Raw genomic sequence first — 18666 nt, 5'->3', positions numbered from 1 at the left:
TAGGATTGTCATAATTTAGAAAATAGTTTAACGCTAATTGTTTGGTTAAACTTAATTCATAAACTATGGCATCAAAAATCAAGGAAATAGATATTATCATTCTAAGCTTTGCGCAAACAGATGAATTAAAGCAAGTTACCAGGAACTGCCTCACTTCATTAATGGCTTCTGAAGATCCGGAACTGATCAAATTCAACATCATCGTTGTTGAATCTCAAAAAGATTTAAAGCCTTTTCAATACGAGTATGGCCAGACGGTTTATCCGGATCAGCCCTTTGGTTACAACCGCTATATGAATATCGGTATTGCAATGACCTCAGCACCCTATATCTGTTTATGCAATAATGATTTGCTTTTCCATCCGCAATGGGCAACGGAAATATTGAAACCTTTTAACACTTATTGGAATGTTTCCAGTGCTTCTCCAATGTGTACTATTCATCATACTAAAATAGGTATGGAACCCAATATTGGTTTACTTCAAGGCTACAGAGAACGTGTTGAGGTTTCTGGATGGTGCCTTTTTTTCAAGCGCAGTATGCTCCATGTAACAGGCCATTTAGATGAGAACTTTATCTTCAGACATGCCTCCCACGATTATACACATTTACTTTCAGCATTAAATTTAGTGCATGTTCTGGTTACTTCTTCTCTGGTAGATCACCTGGATCATACTACACTAAATAAGCAAGAGCCAGAGCGGTTTAATGAGCTGATGTGGAAACAGGATATTTACTATGAGAAGAAATGGGGATACCGTTTAGGCAGGAAATGGGAAGCGATTAACTGAGTACTGTGCTGGATTCTTAAGCGCATTTAGGGTCATCTGACCCTAAAATAATCTGTTAATCCAAGTTAAATTGCTTAGGCATTCAAAGGTTTGCGGAGTATTTAAAAAGAAACAATAAACTATATCAGTATGAAGAATAAACTATATAAGGAGTTTGCAAGTTATTATGCAGATGTAACCAATGACAGAGATTTTAAAAGCCAGCTGGAGCTCATTCTTGAAACTTATGACCCGGCTCATCCGTGCAAGTCATTACTGGAATTATTCGCCGGACAATCACTGCACAGTATAGAAGCACAAAGAAAACACGGTATTGATGTCTGGGCTATAGATTCAAGTATTGAGATGAAACGGCTAGCATTAGCTGAAGGATTTGAAAACCCGGAAAAGTATATAGTTGCAGATCTTCCAGATGCATTGTTAAGCGTTACAGAAACAAAGTTCGATTGTATTACCTGTTTATATAATGGTCTTAGTAACCTGAATATGGAAGACGTATTTCTTATGCTCAATCACTGCAAAGACAAATTAAGTGAAAACGGCAAAATATTTATCGAAATGCATGACATCTTTTTAATGACTGAATACCTTTCAAACCCACAAATCCATTATACAGAGATAGAAAATTCGAGAGGGGAACTCATTAAATATGCATGGCCAAGCGGCAAAATAAGATGGGATCGTTACACTTACCGCGCAGAAGTTCCGGTACAATTCTTAGTTCAGTCTTCACAACGTACTGATAAACTGGAATTTACTTCTTATGACACCATGTATAGTGCAGAACATATCGTATTTCTTGCAAAACTTGTTGGATTGGAATCCATGATCTATACAGAACATCCAACTTGGGCAGCGCTTTACCCGAGTTCAGTTGTGCTACAATTATCTTTTCGAAAAGAGCCTGCAAAATCTACTGCACATGAATAATAAACTATATGAAAAATATGCCAGCTCCTATGCAGCTGTAACTAATAACAGAGATTTCAAAGGCCAGCTTGAACTCATACTCCAAACCTATCAACCGGAGAATCCATGTCAGTCATTTATCGAACTATTTGCAGGACAATCGTTGCACGCTATAGAAGCCTTTAAAAAAGGTGATATAGAGGTATGGGCTGCAGATTCAAGTCAGGAAATGAAGGAGCTGGCCGTGTCGCAGGGATTTCTAAAACCTGATCATTACATTGTTGGATACCTGCCCGAATCTATTTTAAATAATACTGGTAACGTTAAATTTGATTGTATTGCTTGCTTATACAGCGCCTTCAGTGCAATACCTATGCATAAAGTTTTCGATCTACTCTTCTATATTAAACCACTATTAAGTGATAAAGGAAAAATATTTATAGAGTTACATGATGTTTTTTATACTATGGAATATGTTGCAAATCCTGTAGTTACGTATAAGGAGGTTCAAAATTCAGCAGGCGAACTGATTAAGTATGCCTGGCCAAGCGGTAAAATTAAATGGGATCATTTCAGCCATACAGCAGAGGTTCCGATAACATTTAACATTCAATCGGCAGCACATTCTGAAACCGTGGAATTTACATCAACTGATCATATTTATAGCGCAGAAGAGATAATTTTCATGGCAAACTTACTGGATTATAATAGCAGGATATTATCAACAGACCCGGTATGGGAAGATAAATTTCCCGGAGGAATCGTGCTGGAGCTCTCTCTGAAATCAGCAGTTCAAAGTACATAAAATCAGCCGATCGACTATCCACTTACTTGTGCAATGGCCCCGTTTATCACAGAGCCATTGCACAAGTACCACTTATCAAAGGGCTTTTAGCTTAAGCCTAAAAATTTAATAGACTTCTTTAATGCTTTGTGGTGCTAAAGGAAGCTTTAAAGAGCTTACTCCATTCACACTTGTACCTGCCTGAGCCAAATTTGCTGCCCGGTTATTGATAAGCTCCATCGGGAAATTTAACACTGGTTTTGAAAGCGCATCTAATGATGCAATATCATTATTGGATAATGACACAGCTAAAGACTGCAGGTTCTGATCCAGCTGCCCCATTGTACGTGCGCCAATTAGAGTAGAAGTAACTCCGGATCTGCTCACTACCCAGGCTAAAGCAACACTGGCAGGAGTAGTTTCTTTTTCCTTTGCAAGTTCAGTTAAGCGATCAATGATCTGGTAAGTATTTTCATCAAAATGAGTGCCTCCTTCCAGACTATTTCTTCCGCTTTGGGTCTCTCCCTGATTTGCTCTTGTATATTTCCCGCTTAAAATCCCGCCTCTCAAAGGTGACCAGGGCATTACTCCTATTCCAAGATCCTGTGCCATTGGGATCAATTCACCCTCCACAGTTCTTTCCAGCAGTGAATATTCAATTTGTAATGCTGCAAAAGCAGACCAGCCACGAAACTGAGCAATCATTTGAGCCTGTGCAACCTTCCAAGCAGGTGTGTCAGAAATCGCGATATAGCGAACTTTTCCAGCAGTAACCAGATCATGCAGAGCTGACATCGTTTCCTCAATTGGCGTAAATGGATCAAAAGCATGCATCCAGTATAAATCCACATAATCGGTTTGCAATCTTCTCAATGAATTCTCCAGGGAACTTATAATTGTTTTTCTACTTGCACCACCCGCATTAGGATCGCCCGGATACAGGTTACAGTAAAACTTAGTGGAAAGGACTAACTGATCCCTGCGAATATCAGTACTCTTTAAGTAATCACCGATAATTTTTTCAGAGTGCCCTTTAGTGTAAATGTTGGCAGTATCAATACTGTTTCCGCCAGCGGCTATATATTCAGACATTATGGCTTCAGCATCTGCAGGAGTTGAGCCCCACCCCCATTCTTCACCAAATGTCATTGTTCCAAGCGTAAGCGGACTTACCCTTAACCCTGATTTCCCAAGGGTTCTGTAATTTGTTAAATCCATTCTGTTTTGTTTTTAAGGAATTATTCCATAAAAGTACTACAGCATGGGACACTCCTGTTTGCTCAAATCAAACAGATCATAGCAAATATCAAACAATTACAGTAAGCTTATTTAGTTGCCCGGTTTAGCCCAAAAATCAACAGCATTATTAGTTGCATAAGTAATGTCACTTTTATTAATCACTTTATCTCCTTTAATCCTGGAAAATCCACCCGGATATAAATGGACAATCTCCAGAAGCGGTTTTCCAATTCCCCGGGTCTCCACATCCCATTCGTTTTTAACATCACAATTGATCCAGTATAAGTTCTTTGACATGTAATAATCCAGATAATCTTCCTTGGTTTTCTTAGTTTTGTTATTCCAATTCGCATCCTCATTTAAAACCAATGGTTCTCCTTTGATCAGTTTCGCTCTTACTTCTTCTACATTTAACAGGGTGCCTTTATCATCACTTACATAAGCATTAAAAGTAGGATCCATCCATAACCACTTATTTTTGGTTTCAGACCAGACAACTGTGATAACATGGCAATCAAGATCAGCAGTGTCCTTTGGCATGCAGGTAACCGTTCTGGATTTAAACCCCATAGCCTGGTAGGTATCTCTCAGCACAGTCGCCATCATCCTGCAATTCACTCCCCTATCTTCTTTTTTGCAGATGTCTATTAAATCAATCGCATTTTTATGGATTGGATTACTTGAATTGCCATCATGCCTGATCACATTATGTACCCAAAATAGCAAATTTTTAAACCTGCTGATTTCATCTCCATTTCCACTTACAGAATCCAGTTTATATTGCTTTCTGAATTTAACCAGCTCGGGTGCATTCGGATCCTGATAAGTAAATTTCACCACTACCCTTTTATCTTTAAGATTATAAGCACCAGATTTTTGAAGAATATAACCGTAATCCCCTTTTTCTCTAATTTGCTGTAATACTATTTTGAATCGCTTTTCCTTACGCAAAAGATTCAGATCAGTATCTGTCAGCATATTTTTATAATTACTGTAACCATTGCGGAAAGCACTGTCTAAATATAGCATTGCTTTATTTTTATTGCCATTCAGGGCATTTACACAAGAAAGGCTATAATATTGATTAGCCATCACATCAGGATAATTACGCTTTATACTAGCAGGCATACCTATAAATTTGTTACGAAATTTAATAAGTTCTGTCTCCGCTGCAACATAATCCTTCTGTTTATAAGCATCCATAACCGATTGGTAAGAAGCCCGGTATGCTTGTTCAAGTTCAGCAGACACAGTTGCCTGCTGACTAAAAGCCGAAAAGGCTATACTACTTATTACCAGGAATACGGCAACAACTTTTCTCATCGCTATTTTTTGAGTACAAGGTAGCAGAAAACACACAAATCAGCCTAAAAAAAAACATTCTTTTTATTAATCTCATTTTATAACTATTTCTATATCATAGGATCGGTAATTTCCAAAAAACCAATCATCTCCATCTCGGTAGTTATTATTAATCCAACTATAACATACCTGATTTCTTAGTCGCAAACAACCACTAAGATTGGCTAATTCATACCCTATCAAAACATTAAAATGCTTTTACATTTGTTATACAACAATTCAAAACAGACAAAATTTATAATCTAAAATCATAAATCATGGCAGCAATCAACCCTTATTTAAACTTTGATGGTAATACCGAAGAAGTATTTAATTTCTATAAGTCCGTATTTGGAGGTGAATTCGAAATGGTTTCCAGATTTGATACTATGCCAGAAGAATACTGGCCTGATCAAAGCGAAATCAATAAGATTATGCATATTTCCTTACCAATTGGTGGTGGAAGTTTTTTAATGGATAGTGACAGACCAGCGTGTTATGGGCCGGTCAACAAAGGTGACCATGCTTATATTGCCATCAAAGCAGACAGTGAAGAAGAAGCTACAAAATTATTCAATGGGCTTTCCGCAGGAGGTGTAGTGACCATGCCACTGGCCAAAGCTTTCTGGGGTGATTTCTTCGGAATGTTTAATGATAAGTTTGGCGTTCAATGGATGATCAGTTATGCATATGATAACAAATAGTTAAACCTATATAATATTATTATTTACAAAAAAAGCCGTATCATCTTTATAATGATTCGGCTTTTTTATAACATTGACTACTTATTTTACAACTGTAGCCTCTAGTTCAACCTTCAAGGTTTCAAAAAGGCTTTTAACTTCCAGCAAAGTGAGTGCTGGTTTAACTTCATGTTTCGCTATCCAGTCTTGAAAAACAGCAAAGTGTGGCCAAAGCTCTGCAGTGGAAGTCGTATAGATGTTTAATCTTGCGATCCCTTTGCATTCATATCCGGCTTCACCAATAACCTTTTCCAGATTTTGTAAAGCCAGAATTAATTGAGACTTCATGTCTTCATTACTAGATATTCCATCTGCGCTGATAGCAGTCTGTCCTGAAACATAAAGCGTACTTTCTACATTTTTCACTTCAACAGCTTGTACATAACTGCGTTCATCCTGCCATTTCCAGGGGTTAATGCTTCTTTTTTCCATTTGATTAGTCTTTTGAGCCTGTGCCCATACTGGTACACTGGTTATGAATAGAAATGCTAAAAGTTTGCTGCTTTTCTTCATGATTGCAGTTTAAAATTTGTACTGCAAAGTTGTTCATAAGAGCTGGAATTGACTCTTGACAAACCTCACGATTAAAAAGTGAGGTTTGTCACACTAAGAATTGAGAGCTGTTAAACCAACAAATTAAGAAAGATTATATTAAGGAGATAACCTGCTTAAGGTTTCGCGCGAAACGCCCAGATACGCAGCAAGAAGGCTCTTGGGTACGCGCTGAATAAGTGAGGGGTATTGTTTAATTAACTGCTCATAACGCTCTTTGGAATTAGAGGTTAGCCAGGATATAATGCGTCGTTGCGATCCTATAAAACCGAAATTCGCTTTTTCAAGGAAGAAACGCTGCATCTTTGGCAAACTATCACATAGCTTTTTATAGTCTTCAAGTAAAAGGCATAAGGTTTCCGTATCTTCAATGCACTCTAGCGACATGGTCGCTTTGGTCTGAGTGAAATATGCATAGTAATCACTTTCCCACCAATCTTCCATTGCAAAAGAAACAACACGCTGCTTCCCTGTATCATCAGTATGTACCAACTTCAGAAGTCCGGAAACGACAAAGTAAGAATACTTTACCTCTTCCCCTTCCTGAACCAGAAATTGATGTTTTTTGAACTTTTTAATACTAAAATGAGTACAGACAAAAGCAAACTCATCCTCACTAAGTGGTGTGATTTTTTCTATATGTTCCCTCAGTGCCTGATACATTGTTGAGCGGTTATAAAAGATGATTGCAAAGTTAAGGTATCCGGGACTGGCATTCTTGTTTTTTTTTATTTCGTGTTGAGTTGGATGTGTATTGCGATAATAATTGATCAGATTTTTTAAATTTTCTTATTAACTCTTGCTTGGTTTGAAATAACAAAAATGGGATCTATGCTTTATCATAAATCCTATTTTGTTAATCTTCTGCAAATTTCGGTTTAGACCAATTTTATTATTTGATAATCTGGCTTAAGCCTACAAAATTCCCGGCTTAGTCAATTCGCAGACGTCTCGTCCAGTTCGAACCATCAAACTCCATTACATCCTTGGGCCCTATCGACCACATGATCCCGTCAGCCGCGCTCAGGTGATAACAAGTCCTCGGAATGTCGTCCCCAAAATCAACAGGATTGAGCTTGCCATCCTCCAGTCGATAGACGAAACTGGTAGAAGACACGTACAATTGTCCGTTGAAAACCTCCATACCCCAGAGGTCTTCTTCGGTACTTTCATGCTCAATCACTTCCCATTGATCATTACGTCCCCGAAGCAAGGTCCCAAGCTGACCGCAGGCATAGACAAAATCATCCGGCGCGCAGCGAACTTTGTAGAGCGCCAGCTCGGTCGGGCTGTTCTGCTGGCTGAACAGGGAACCGTCGTACTTCCAGATTTCTCCTTCCCAACCGACGGTATAAATTTCCTGTTCACTGAACCCATCGATAGATTCGAAGCTGGTGTCGGTGATCGGCGTATCACCGACCTGGGCGCTCTGGTCAATGCATCTCCATTGATTTTCGTCTTCACGAACATAGGCCTGACGGCAGGTTCCTACAGCATAGGCTCTACCTTTTGCGATACCACGTATTTCACGAAGAGGCCCGCGTCTCCTTGGATCTACTCCGCAGCTGGCGATGTCCTCGTCAATTTTAGTACCACCGCCACTGGCTTCCACCGATCCGTCCGTGCCCAGCATCACGTAACGCTCTACCGGCACATGGCAGACAGTTCCGGAGCAGGCAAGCCATGGCACCAGGTCGGCATACAAGATTCCACCATACAGCGTATAAAGTATAGAACTGGTGTAACCTTCGCTCATAGCCTCGTCGTGCGTGGCAATAAAATAGCAAAGGTCTGAGTGACGAACTACTCCGGTACTAATGCTGAGTCCACTTAACCTTGGGTCTCTAGAATCCATATAAGCCTCCATATGTGAGTAAATTAACACTCATATTATTCCTGAATAATATATATTTAGCATTTATAATTTATTGGTTTTAGTTAAAAAAATTCTCTAAAAGCACCTGTTTTTTTTTCCAATTTAAATTCAAATTAACTCAATGACAGATTCGATTATTAAAATTCCTGAAATAAAAAGTATAGCTGGGTTAGTCGATTCGCAAAACTCGCTTCCAGTTCGAACCATCAAACTCCATTACATCCTTGGACCCTATCGACCACATGATCCCGTCAGCCGCGCTCAGGTGATAACAAGTCCTCGGAATGTCGTCCCCAAAATCAACAGGATTGAGCTTGCCATCCTCCAGTCGATAGACGAAACTGGTAGAAGACACGTACAATTGTCCGTTGAAAACCTCCATACCCCAGAGGTCGTCCAGGGTGCTTTCATGCTTTATTACTTCCCATTGATCATTGCGTCCCCGTAGCAAGGTCCCAAGCTGACCGCAGGCATAGACAAAACCATCCGGCGCGCAGCGAACTTTGTAGAGCGCCAGCTCGGTCGGGCTGTTCTGCTGGCTGAAGACAGAACCATCATACTTCCAGATTTCTCCTTCCCAACCTACGGTATAAATTTCCTCTTCGCTGAACCCATCTATAGATTCGAAGCTGGTGTCGGTGATCGGGGTGTCACCGACCTGGGCACTCTGGTCAATGCATCTCCACTGATCTTCATCATCGCGAACATAGGCCTGCCGACAAGTTCCTACAGCATAAGCTCTGCCTTTACCTTTCGCAATCCCACGTACTTCACGAAGAGGACCTCGCTTCCTCGGGTCTACTCCGCAGTTGGCGATGGCCTCATTCTTTACAGTGCCGCCGCCACTGGCTTCTACCGATCCGTCGGTGCCCAGCATCACGTAACGCTCTACCGGCACATGGCAGACAGTTCCGGAGCAGGCTAGCCATGGCACAGTATCAGCACCCCAAATTCCACAATCCAGAGAGAGCAGTATCGAACCCGTATAACCTTCGCTGATAGAAATGTCGTCCGTAGTAGTCAAGTAGCTGAGGTCAGAGTAGCGAACGGTTCCAGTAGTAATACTAAGTCCACTGAACCGCGGATCTCTAGTATCCATATTGGTCTCCATATATGTGTAAATTAACGGTGGTGTTACTCTCGAATATTATATTTTTAGTCTCCATAATTTATTAGTTTGTGGTTAAAAATGCAACTCACATCTCCTATTCATTTTTATACTGTCCATGAATTTTTAAATTCAAATTAATTCTATCACAGATCAGAAAGACAATGCCAAAGGCTTGCCTGGCTTAGACAGCCAGTTAGTCAATTCGCAAAACTCGCTTCCAGTTCGAACCATCAAACTCCATTACATCCTTGGACCCTATTGACCACATAATCCCATCAGCCGCACTCAGGTGATAACAAGTCCTCGGAATGTCGTCCCCAAAATCAACAGGATTGAGCTTGCCATCCTCCAGTCGATAGACGAAACTGGTAGAAGACACGTACAATTGTCCATCGAAAACCTCCATACCCCAGAGGTCGTCCCGGGTGCTTTCATGCTTTATTATTTCCCATTGATCATCGCGTCCCCGGAGCAAGGTTCCCAGCTGACCACAGGCATAGACAAAACCGTCCGGTGCGCAGCGAACTTTGTAGAGCGCCAGCTCGGTTGGACTGTCCTGCTGGCTAAAGACAGAACCGTCGTACTTCCAGATTTCTCCTTCCCAACCCACGGTATAAATTTCCTCTTCGCTGAACCCATCGATAGATTCAAAGCTCGTGTCGGTGATCGGGGTGTCACCGACCTGGGCGCTCTGGTCAATGCATCTCCACTGATCCTCATCATCGCGAACATAAGCCTGCCGGCAGGTTCCTACAGCATAAGCTTTACCTTTCGCAATACCGCGTACTTCACGAAGAGGTCCACGCTTCCTCGGGTCTACTCCACAGCTTGAGATGGGCACCTCTTCCTTTATAACGCCACCGCCACTAACTCTTACCGATCCATCGGCACCTAGCACCAGGTAACGTTCGGCAGGCACATGGCAGACCGTTCCCGAACAGGCAAGCCATGGCACTGTACCTGCGCCCCAGGTTCCACGATCCAAACCGAACAATATCGAACCTGTGTAACCTTCGCTGATAGAGATGTCGTTCGTGGTAATCAAATAGCTAAGATCTGAGTAGCGAACCGTTCCAGTACCAATGCTGAGTCCGCTGAACCGTCGATCTCTAGTATCTATATTAGCTTCCATATATGTGTTTAAAGGCAATATTACTCCTGAATATTATATTTTTAGTCTTCATAAATTATTGGTTTAAATTAAAAACACTTCTTCAAAACTACACAAAAGCAATATAAAAATACAATTACAAATTACAACAATGATAATTTATTTATCATAAATCACATAATTTACACAGTCAGCATCTGTACTGCCAAATTGGGACAATCCAATGTTGAATCTTTTAAATATGATGCTGAAGAATCAAGCCTAAGGATGCTATAATAATAATAATTTAATAATTAAACTGGAATACTATAATATCTGGCGTCACACATCGCAAGTGATAATGAAATACAATACTTTTTCAGGGTATATCGAACACGCAATTGTATATCGGGCGCACATAAGTCAAAACGTTTTACTAATCAAGCATCAAATTTTGTCTTTTTGTTTTTTGGCCTCATGAGTCCCATCCTGTTATTTATTGTTATAAAAAATATCTTTACCTTGCCATTCATCAAGCTTTATCCTATGAAAAAAACTATCATTTATATCTCCTATTGTGTAGTAATACTCCTTACAGCTGTTTCTTGTAAAGACAAGAAAAAAAAAGAGAAAGCCCCGCAGCAAACCACATCAGAAATTACCGATAAAGGAGCTGCAGATACTGCAAGCCGTGTTATTGAGTATACCAACCTTGTTGTAGATATGGCCAACAGTCATAATTCTTATTTAAAAGATATTCTCGGAAGCACTGAAAAAATCGAAAAAGCCTTAAAGAATCCCAGTGATAAATTCGGATTCCTTCGCATCATTCATCCTCATTTGACCAAGTTTACCGTTAACAATATGAACGGTATAACCATAGAAAACCCAGTTCCTGAACTGGGAAAAGAGAATCAGGCTTATTTTAAAACGCAGGTAACACAGTACAATGCGAAGTTCGAAAAAATGAATACTGACTATAAGCAGTTAAAAGATTATCTGACCGCTCAGGATTATAAAGATGACAAAGGAGCTAAAAGTTATGCTTTAATTGATACCATCAGAGGCACCGTTCAAAAACTATATACAGAAAAAATTGTGCTCATGAAAAAAGTGAACGAGATCGCTGATGCCGCAGAAATCGTTGTATTGAAAGATAGTCCGCTTAAAGAGTATATTATTGCGATGAAAACTGATATGAAGAACATCCGTAATTTTATTGATTTGTTATCAGATAATGCAAATAGTTATACAAAGATCAGTGCTCAGGCACAAGCAGGGTTTGCTGCCTTAGAAATTGCGCAGGCTAAAAATGCCGGACTGAATATGGAAAACGCAAAAAAAGCAAACAAAGAGGGTAACTACAAAAACTTTTATGATAGCTTCCACAATTTTTTATTACATACCAAAAAGACATTGCGTGATGCCGGAGAAAATGGCAGACTGAGCAGCAGTGATATCGAAGGATTAGATAGCGATTATGACGGATTGATCAGAAATTACAATTATTTTAATCAGTAAAAAAGGAACCGACAATCAGTATAAAAGCACCCGCCAACCAGTAAAAAAGGATTCAACCTGCGTATGTAAAATAAACCCTGTCAACTCATTAATTATTAACTTAGAAACACGGTTTATTTTACAATCTCCAGGTTATAATTGTTTTTCAAGTCCGAGTCTGTCAATCTGAATCCAATACTCCTTAATCTTTCCGTTTTCGAGCCTGTAAACTGCACTTGCAATTTCAATTATTGGTTTTCCCGTTGCCGGATGCCCGTCAATGGTAGCCATATGTTTGCCAGTTTGTTTCCATCGGACATAAACACGGTCACCTTCTGCAATAATTTCAGTGATTTCAAAATGAAAATTCCCGTATAAAGTCAGAAATTCTTTTACGTGTTCAGCATAATTCTGCGGTGTTCTTTTAACCGTTGTTTCTGCCTCCGCATTCAGTTGATGCGCCAGTAAAGTATCTGCCATATATAACCCGGCGCGATCAGGATTTTTACCCGAGCGTACTTCCTCCAGGAATCGTCTGATCAATTGTTTGTTTTCAGCAGAAAAGTTAGTTTGGTTCAATGCCGTAGCCGCAATTTCAATATTTGCTTTCGCAGGAAGATCAGTAACAGCAATACAAACTCTGGCTGGAAAATCTCCGGTAAAATAGCTACGATACACTTGATTAGTTATGGGATAGTTGTCCATGCTTTTCAAATAAATAGTAACATTCACCAGATCACTGTAAGTTAACTCCTTTTCATGAAGTAAAATTCCAATATTTTTCATCACCTGATGTACTTCAGCTTCGAAACTACTGGTTACTAATAATCCGGTAGCACTATTGATGCCTATTTGTCCGGACAGGAAAATAAAATCTTTAGCAGATTTCACTTTGCTGTAAGGTAATGCCTGAACCAGGTTATCTTTTTGTTGCGCCATAACAGGGAAAGAATAAATAAATAAGAGGATGAGTAAATAGTTTTTCATGTTGACAATAGATCATATACAAAATTACATTTACCTTTTAATACCTAAAATACTATTTTTATCACCAATTAATACCTGAATAGTATTACTATGGATTTAAGACATTTGAATTATTTTCTGGTTTTAGCAGAAGAATTACATTTTGGAAGGGCTGCAGAAAGGTTACATATTTCACAGCCTCCACTGAGCAGAATGATTCAGCTGATAGAAAATGACCTGGGTGTATTACTTTTTGAACGGACTAAAAGAAGCGTTATACTTACCCCTGCCGGACAAGACTTTTTACAAGATGCCAAGCAAATGATTTTGCAGATGCAAACTGTAAAGAAACGACTGGCTATTTATGGTCAGGGAGAAACGGGTACGCTGAGAATTGGCTATGTAGGTGCAGTTATGCATAGTAATCTTCCTGCGTTGCTGGCAGAATTTACAAAAAGTCATCCACACATTAATTTACAATTTGAGGAATTACCTAACCACAAATTAGTCCATGAATTAAATAATGGTACGCTGGATGCCGCTTTTGTAAGAACTTGGCTGCATCCCGAAAAACTAGAAGAAAAACTGATTCTCTCAGAAAAATTCGTAGCTGTTTTACCCATAACACATTCACTATCCGCAAAAAAAAAGATCTCTGTTCAAGAACTGGCGAATGAACAATTTATCACATTCACGCGCGAATGTGGCCCCACTATATTTGATAGTTTTTTAGTTTTATGTTCAAATGCAGGGTTTACACCACAAATCTCACATCATGCTTCTCAGCTAAACTCGGTGTTGAGATTGGTTGAAAGTGGTTTTGGCATTTCACTTTTACCTGAAAATGTAGAAAATGGATATGCATTACAACTAAAATTCATACCACTGGAAAACACAGAAGAAACTGTTCCGTTGATTATGCTCAATAGAAAAGAAAATCCGAATCCTGCACTACTGCATTTGCAGAATCACCTGGTTAAATATTCGTCAAACGAAAAGGAAATTTCTGAAAAATCAGTCATATAATCAGCCTGAAAACAGTTATGAAGTCTCCAAAAGCGTGTATTGCGGAAGGTTTACCAATTAAAAAGCCATCCCAAATAAATGGGACGGCTTTACGTACCAACCACCATAAATCATTACTTATGCTAACCAGTGTAATGACTTCTCCGTGTACTGCCTTACCAACTATTGGCTGATCAGTAACCATGTTTAACTGCGCAACGTCTGCTAGTGTAGCAACAAAATTTCATTCAATAGGCTTATTTAATATCCCAGATCCCCGCAGCACGTTCTAATTCAATCAGTGCAGCTGCATAATTCGATTGTGATTCATAAAATCCTTGCTGTACTTCATTGTACGTCCTTTGCGCGTTCAAAACTTCCAACAAAGAAGTTTCCCCACGTTTATAGCTATATATTTTAGCCGTCAAAATCTTTTCCCCTTCACTCAGCAGCCCGGTTTTATATTGCTGAACCTGTTTCTGGGCTGCAGTATAATTAAAATAAGCCTGTGTTACTTCAACCTGAATCTGTTGCTGAACCTGTTCATATTGAATACCAACCTGCTTAATCGCAAATTGAGCAGCTTTTAAATCCCCATTATAATGATTTGAGAATTTCAACGGAACACTAAATCCGGCATTAAAAGTACGGTGATAAGGCGTTGGCGCAATTTCATTTGTCGAAACACCAGCAAACTGTAGTCCCGCATTAACTCCTAAATCAACTTTCCGGTTTGCTTTTACCAAAGCCAGGCTCCTGTCCGCGACAATTTTATTATTTAATGCTGCTACAGCGTCTGCCCTGATGAGCTGCGCATTATTGATTAAGGACTGATAGTTTATATCACGCGAAAGGTTCTCAAAATCGCCATCTGGCATCACTAAAGTATCTGCACTCTTTTTACCAAGATAAGCACTTAGCTTAATCAGCGAATTTTTCCAGTCTGCTTCATTCTGATAAACATTATTTTGTAAATTGCTGGCTTCCAGTTTGGATTGTCTAGCATCTGTTTCTGTAATTGCGCCCAGTTTATAACGGATCGCATCTGCGTCTGCCAGTTGTTTCATCATTTGATAAGAATAATGTTGCACCTGCAATAATTCGTACTGTTGAATTGCCGTGTAATAAGCCAGTGCAGCATCAGCTCTCAGATTCCTTAAATAATCAAGCAATAATGCTTTGTTTAATTCAGCCACACTTTGAGCAAGGCTAATCCGGGCCTTTCTTTTGCCACCCAATTCAATGGTTGTTCCCAGCCCCAATGTTACCCCCTGCCCCAGTTTCAATTTACCCTGCTGATTATCAAATACACCTGCTGAAAATTGAGGGTCTGGAAAGATCTTCGCGGTTTCAATCCCCGCCTCTGCAATATTTACATTGTACTTTTCTGCGGCATAACCCAGGTTTTCTTTTCCTACACGGTTCAGGAACTGAAGCACAGATATTTTTGATTTTAAAGACAGGGTATCTACCTGTGCTTGTCCATTCAAGGTGATACCTGTAAACAGGCACCAGGACAAAAAACATTTAATAACTTTCATGTATTTAGTATTGAATTACTTATTCCAATGGATTTATTGCATTACTTTTCTAATCGATTTATTGATTGATTGTTTCTAATCGATTTATTAACCAGCCACTTTCGATGGCTGAAAATCATCCTTGCCCCATTTACTTTCCAGCAGGTAATAAAGTGCTGGTAAAACGAACAATGTAATTGCTGTTGCGGCAAACAAGCCATAAACGATCACTGTAGCCAGTGGTCTTTGAACGTCAGAGCCTATACCCGTAGCTAAAGAAGCAGGCAAAAGACCTAATACCGCTACTGTTGCAGTCATCAGAACAGGCCGGAAGCGATGTTTTGCACCATCTAAAACTGCCCTGAGTAAATCATATCCTTTTTTGCGCAATTCGTTGATATGAGAAATCAGAATCACACCATTTTGAATAGCGACACCAAATAGTGCGATAAAACCTACTGCTGAAGAAACGTTCAGCGTCATTCCCCTGATATTTAAAGCTAACATCCCACCAAATAAAGCGAGCGGAACAATGCTTAAAATCAAACCTGCCTGTCTGAACTTTCCAAACGCGCCATAAAGTAATAAAAACATAATGGCTAAGGCTAAAGGCACAACAACTCCTAGTTTAGCGTAAGCACGGTTTTGATTTTCAAACTGGCCGCCCCATTCTATTTTATACTTTTCATGATCATATTTAACCTGCTTTGTAATCTTTGCCTGTGCATCTTTCAAAAATGAACTTAAATCAACTCCTCTTAAATTTAACCTGACAGTTAGTTGTCTGCGGTTCATTTCCCTGGAAATAGAACTTTCGCCCAGATCAGTTTTCACTTCAGCAATCTGCGACAGAGGAATCTTTGCTCCCGTTGATGAAGTTAGCATCAGGTTCCCTATTTTTTCAGGTGTATTCCGGCTTGCTTCTTTATAACGGCAAATCACATCATAAACTCTGTCGCCCGAAAAGATCTGTGAAACAGCTTTACCACCTATAGCAACCTCAACCAATTCGGCTACATCACTAATATTCAGTCCGTATTTGGCTACAGCATCTCTGTTTATCCTGATTTGTAATTGTGGCAGAGGAGGTTCCTGATCAATTGCGATATCAACAGCTCCTTTTACTTTTCTTAAAGTAGAAACCACGTTTTCAGTGATTCTCCTGGTTTCCTTAAAATCATTCCCAAACACTTTAACTACCAATTCACTGTGTGCACCCGAAATTTTATCCATTACCCCGTCAATCATTGGCTGTGTAAAAGCTACTGAATAACCTGGCATAGCAGCATATTCTCTGGACAAATCTTCAACCAGAGCGGCTTTAGTTCGGCCGCTTTCCCATTCCTTATAAGGCTTTAGTCCTACAGAAACTTCAAAATGTGAAGGGGTAAAATAATCAGTTCCCTGATCATTACGACCTGCCTGGACATTCACATAAGTGATTTCAGGGTGTTTCATCGTTGCTGCTCTCAGTGCATCACTCATCTCCCTTGACTTTTCTAAAGTAACCCCGGGAGGCAACGATACCTGCAACCAGATTGAACCTTCATCTAATGGTGGTAAAAAGTCTTTTCCAACGATAACTGACAGGACAATAGCGCTTACCAACACTAAAACCAACGGCATAAATACCTTTTTTGGCTTGTCCATGATTTTACTCAGACGCTTTTCATACCATGCAGTCAGTTTTTCCAACCATGTATTATGATAGATTTTGCCTGGTTTTTTATAAACGGCATAAGCGAGTCCCGGTATCAATAGCAATGCAACTGCCAATGCACCCAGCAAAGCATAACCTACAGTAAAAGCCATGGGTGTAAATAGTTTTTTCTCTACTCTTTCAAAAGAGAACAAAGGCAGGTAAGCGGTAATAATGATAATCGTTGAAAATAAAACAGGCTTGGCAACGCTTAAAGCACTCTGACTAATAGAAACCTCTTCCAATTCCTGATCAGGATGATCTTCCCTTTTTTTCAGGATGGTTTCCAGCATTACAATAGCACCATCTACAATAATCCCAAAATCAATTGCACCCAGAGAGAGCAGATTGGCAGGGATCTTCGTAAAATGCATGAGAATAAATGCAACAAGCAGCGCTATTGGGATTGTGATGGCTACAATTAATGCGCCTCTCCAGCTTCCCAGGAAAACAATTAACACCACAATAACTAATGCCATTCCCTCTAAAAGCGTATGAGAAACCGTATCAAGCGTAGTATTAATTAAGTTTGTCCTGTCCAGATAAGCACGGATAGTTACTCCTTCAGGTAAAACACCATGGTTCAGCTCTGTTATTGCCTGATGAATTCCATCGAGTACTACGGAAGGATTTTGTCCTTTCAGCATCACTACAATTCCTGCAATTCCATCAGAATAATTCACCTTGCGATCCGTATAACCCAATACCCCTTTGCGTTCCAGTGTACCATATTTCAGTTCGCCCAGATCTTTTACAAATACAGGTACACCATTGACAGATTTAATAACCACATCACCTAAAGCGGCTAAATCTTTGACCAGACCTATCCCCCGAACGACATACCCTTGTTCTCCACGGTTTAAAATACTCCCCCCTGCATTGGTGTTATTATTACTGATTGCCGTTTGTACATCGGCAAGCGCAATATGATATTGTGCTAATTTAGCAGGGTCAATTTCTATCTGATATTGGGTAGTAATCCCTCCAAAGTTGGTCACATCAGCCACACCCTGTACTTGTTTAATCTTTGGTATAATTGTCCAGTTCTGTAAATCAGTGAGTTCTCTTAAATCATGATTTTTGCTTTCTATAATATACCGGTAGATTTCTCCGGTTGGTGAAGTCAGCGGATCAAGTCCCGGAACCGCGCCAAAAGGAAGCTTGACATCAGTTAACCGTTCCTGAATTCTTTGCCTCGCCCAGTAATCATCGACACCATCATCAAAGACCATAGTGATGAGCGACAGACCGAATAAACTCCGGCTGCGCATCACATGCATACCGGGTAAACCGTTGAGTGCACGTTCTATAGGGATAGAAATCTGTTGTTCTACTTCTTCGGCTGCCAGACCTGGCACCTGGGTAACTACCTGAGAAGTTACATCCGCAATATCCGGATACGCTTCTATGGAAAGTTGTTTCCAGGAGTAAAATCCGAATACAGCCAGGAGTACAAAAAGAGCTGCAAAGAGCCAGCGTTTTTTTATTGCGGTAAAAATTAATTGCTTCATATGATTGGGCTTATAGCGTGATATTGGGC

16 protein-coding genes are annotated in these 18666 nt (G+C 39.9%); 6 read left to right on the top strand and 10 right to left on the bottom strand.

Annotated elements, in window-relative coordinates; translation table 11 throughout:
• Positions 1-65 precede the first annotated feature (65 nt).
• From AY601_RS05275 to AY601_RS05265, 3 genes are all read left to right on the top strand, one after another.
• Positions 66-791, top strand: a complete 726-nt coding sequence (locus tag AY601_RS05275; protein ID WP_068397503.1) for a glycosyltransferase family 2 protein — start codon at positions 66-68, stop codon at positions 789-791.
• A 129-nt stretch (positions 792-920) separates the two neighbouring features.
• Positions 921-1721, top strand: coding sequence for a class I SAM-dependent methyltransferase (locus AY601_RS05270; protein WP_068397496.1), 801 nt, complete (start codon positions 921-923; stop codon positions 1719-1721).
• Positions 1714-2505 carry an SAM-dependent methyltransferase gene (locus tag AY601_RS05265; RefSeq protein WP_068397493.1) on the top strand — a complete coding sequence of 264 codons (792 nt, stop codon included), beginning with the start codon at positions 1714-1716 and terminating at the stop codon, positions 2503-2505. The genes AY601_RS05270 and AY601_RS05265 overlap by 8 nt, the downstream gene beginning before the upstream one ends.
• Before the next feature lie 105 nt (positions 2506-2610).
• Here the strand turns inward: AY601_RS05265 and AY601_RS05260 are convergent, their stop codons facing one another.
• The gene (locus AY601_RS05260) at positions 2611-3702 is read right to left on the bottom strand and encodes an aldo/keto reductase (protein WP_068397491.1); all 1092 of its coding nucleotides are present in this window, start codon (positions 3700-3702) and stop codon (positions 2611-2613) included.
• Between the two features lie 111 nt (positions 3703-3813).
• Positions 3814-5046 (bottom strand): TPR end-of-group domain-containing protein, encoded by a 1233-nt coding sequence (locus AY601_RS05255; RefSeq protein WP_068397488.1) that lies wholly within the window; start codon positions 5044-5046, stop codon positions 3814-3816.
• Positions 5047-5342: 296 nt separating this feature from the next.
• Here AY601_RS05255 and AY601_RS05250 point away from each other — a divergent pair, with 296 nt between their 5' ends.
• Positions 5343-5768, top strand: a complete 426-nt coding sequence (locus tag AY601_RS05250) for a VOC family protein (RefSeq protein ID WP_068397485.1) — start codon at positions 5343-5345, stop codon at positions 5766-5768.
• An 81-nt stretch (positions 5769-5849) separates the two neighbouring features.
• On the opposite strand, the gene AY601_RS05245 is transcribed toward AY601_RS05250, so the two are convergent.
• From AY601_RS05245 to AY601_RS05225, 5 genes are all read right to left on the bottom strand, one after another.
• The gene (locus AY601_RS05245) at positions 5850-6320 is read right to left on the bottom strand and encodes a RidA family protein (protein WP_232324696.1); all 471 of its coding nucleotides are present in this window, start codon (positions 6318-6320) and stop codon (positions 5850-5852) included.
• A 138-nt stretch (positions 6321-6458) separates the two neighbouring features.
• Complete coding sequence (locus AY601_RS05240; protein ID WP_068397483.1) at positions 6459-7022, bottom strand: Crp/Fnr family transcriptional regulator; 564 nt, start codon at positions 7020-7022, stop codon at positions 6459-6461.
• A gap of 268 nt (positions 7023-7290) precedes the next feature.
• On the bottom strand, positions 7291-8115 hold the full coding sequence (locus AY601_RS05235) for a hypothetical protein (protein WP_198163622.1): 825 nt from the start codon (positions 8113-8115) through the stop codon (positions 7291-7293).
• Between the two features lie 289 nt (positions 8116-8404).
• Positions 8405-9346, bottom strand: coding sequence for a hypothetical protein (locus AY601_RS05230; protein ID WP_198163621.1), 942 nt, complete (start codon positions 9344-9346; stop codon positions 8405-8407).
• 193 nt (positions 9347-9539) lie between these two features.
• Positions 9540-10478 (bottom strand): hypothetical protein, encoded by a 939-nt coding sequence (locus AY601_RS05225; protein WP_198163620.1) that lies wholly within the window; start codon positions 10476-10478, stop codon positions 9540-9542.
• Positions 10479-10982: 504 nt separating this feature from the next.
• Here AY601_RS05225 and AY601_RS05220 point away from each other — a divergent pair.
• The gene (locus AY601_RS05220) at positions 10983-11957 is read left to right on the top strand and encodes a hypothetical protein (protein ID WP_157287713.1); all 975 of its coding nucleotides are present in this window, start codon (positions 10983-10985) and stop codon (positions 11955-11957) included.
• 132 nt (positions 11958-12089) lie between these two features.
• Here the strand turns inward: AY601_RS05220 and AY601_RS25880 are convergent, their stop codons facing one another.
• Positions 12090-12875, bottom strand: a complete 786-nt coding sequence (locus AY601_RS25880; protein ID WP_198163619.1) for an ester cyclase — start codon at positions 12873-12875, stop codon at positions 12090-12092.
• 138 nt (positions 12876-13013) lie between these two features.
• On the opposite strand from AY601_RS25880, the gene AY601_RS05210 reads away from it, so the two are divergent.
• Positions 13014-13928: a LysR family transcriptional regulator gene (locus tag AY601_RS05210; RefSeq protein ID WP_068397475.1), complete on the top strand. Its 915-nt coding sequence runs from the start codon at positions 13014-13016 to the stop codon at positions 13926-13928.
• A 236-nt stretch (positions 13929-14164) separates the two neighbouring features.
• Here the strand turns inward: AY601_RS05210 and AY601_RS05200 are convergent, their stop codons facing one another.
• Positions 14165-15448 (bottom strand): TolC family protein, encoded by a 1284-nt coding sequence (locus AY601_RS05200; RefSeq protein WP_068397469.1) that lies wholly within the window; start codon positions 15446-15448, stop codon positions 14165-14167.
• Positions 15449-15535: 87 nt separating this feature from the next.
• The gene (locus tag AY601_RS05195) at positions 15536-18637 is read right to left on the bottom strand and encodes an efflux RND transporter permease subunit (RefSeq protein WP_068397466.1); all 3102 of its coding nucleotides are present in this window, start codon (positions 18635-18637) and stop codon (positions 15536-15538) included.
• Positions 18638-18666 lie beyond the last annotated feature (29 nt).

It is taken from the genome of Pedobacter cryoconitis (genome assembly GCF_001590605.1).
Taxonomy (GTDB): domain Bacteria; phylum Bacteroidota; class Bacteroidia; order Sphingobacteriales; family Sphingobacteriaceae; genus Pedobacter; species Pedobacter cryoconitis_A.
Note: the sequence above shows the minus strand (reverse complement) of the source record. Positions and strands in the feature narration are given on the sequence as shown.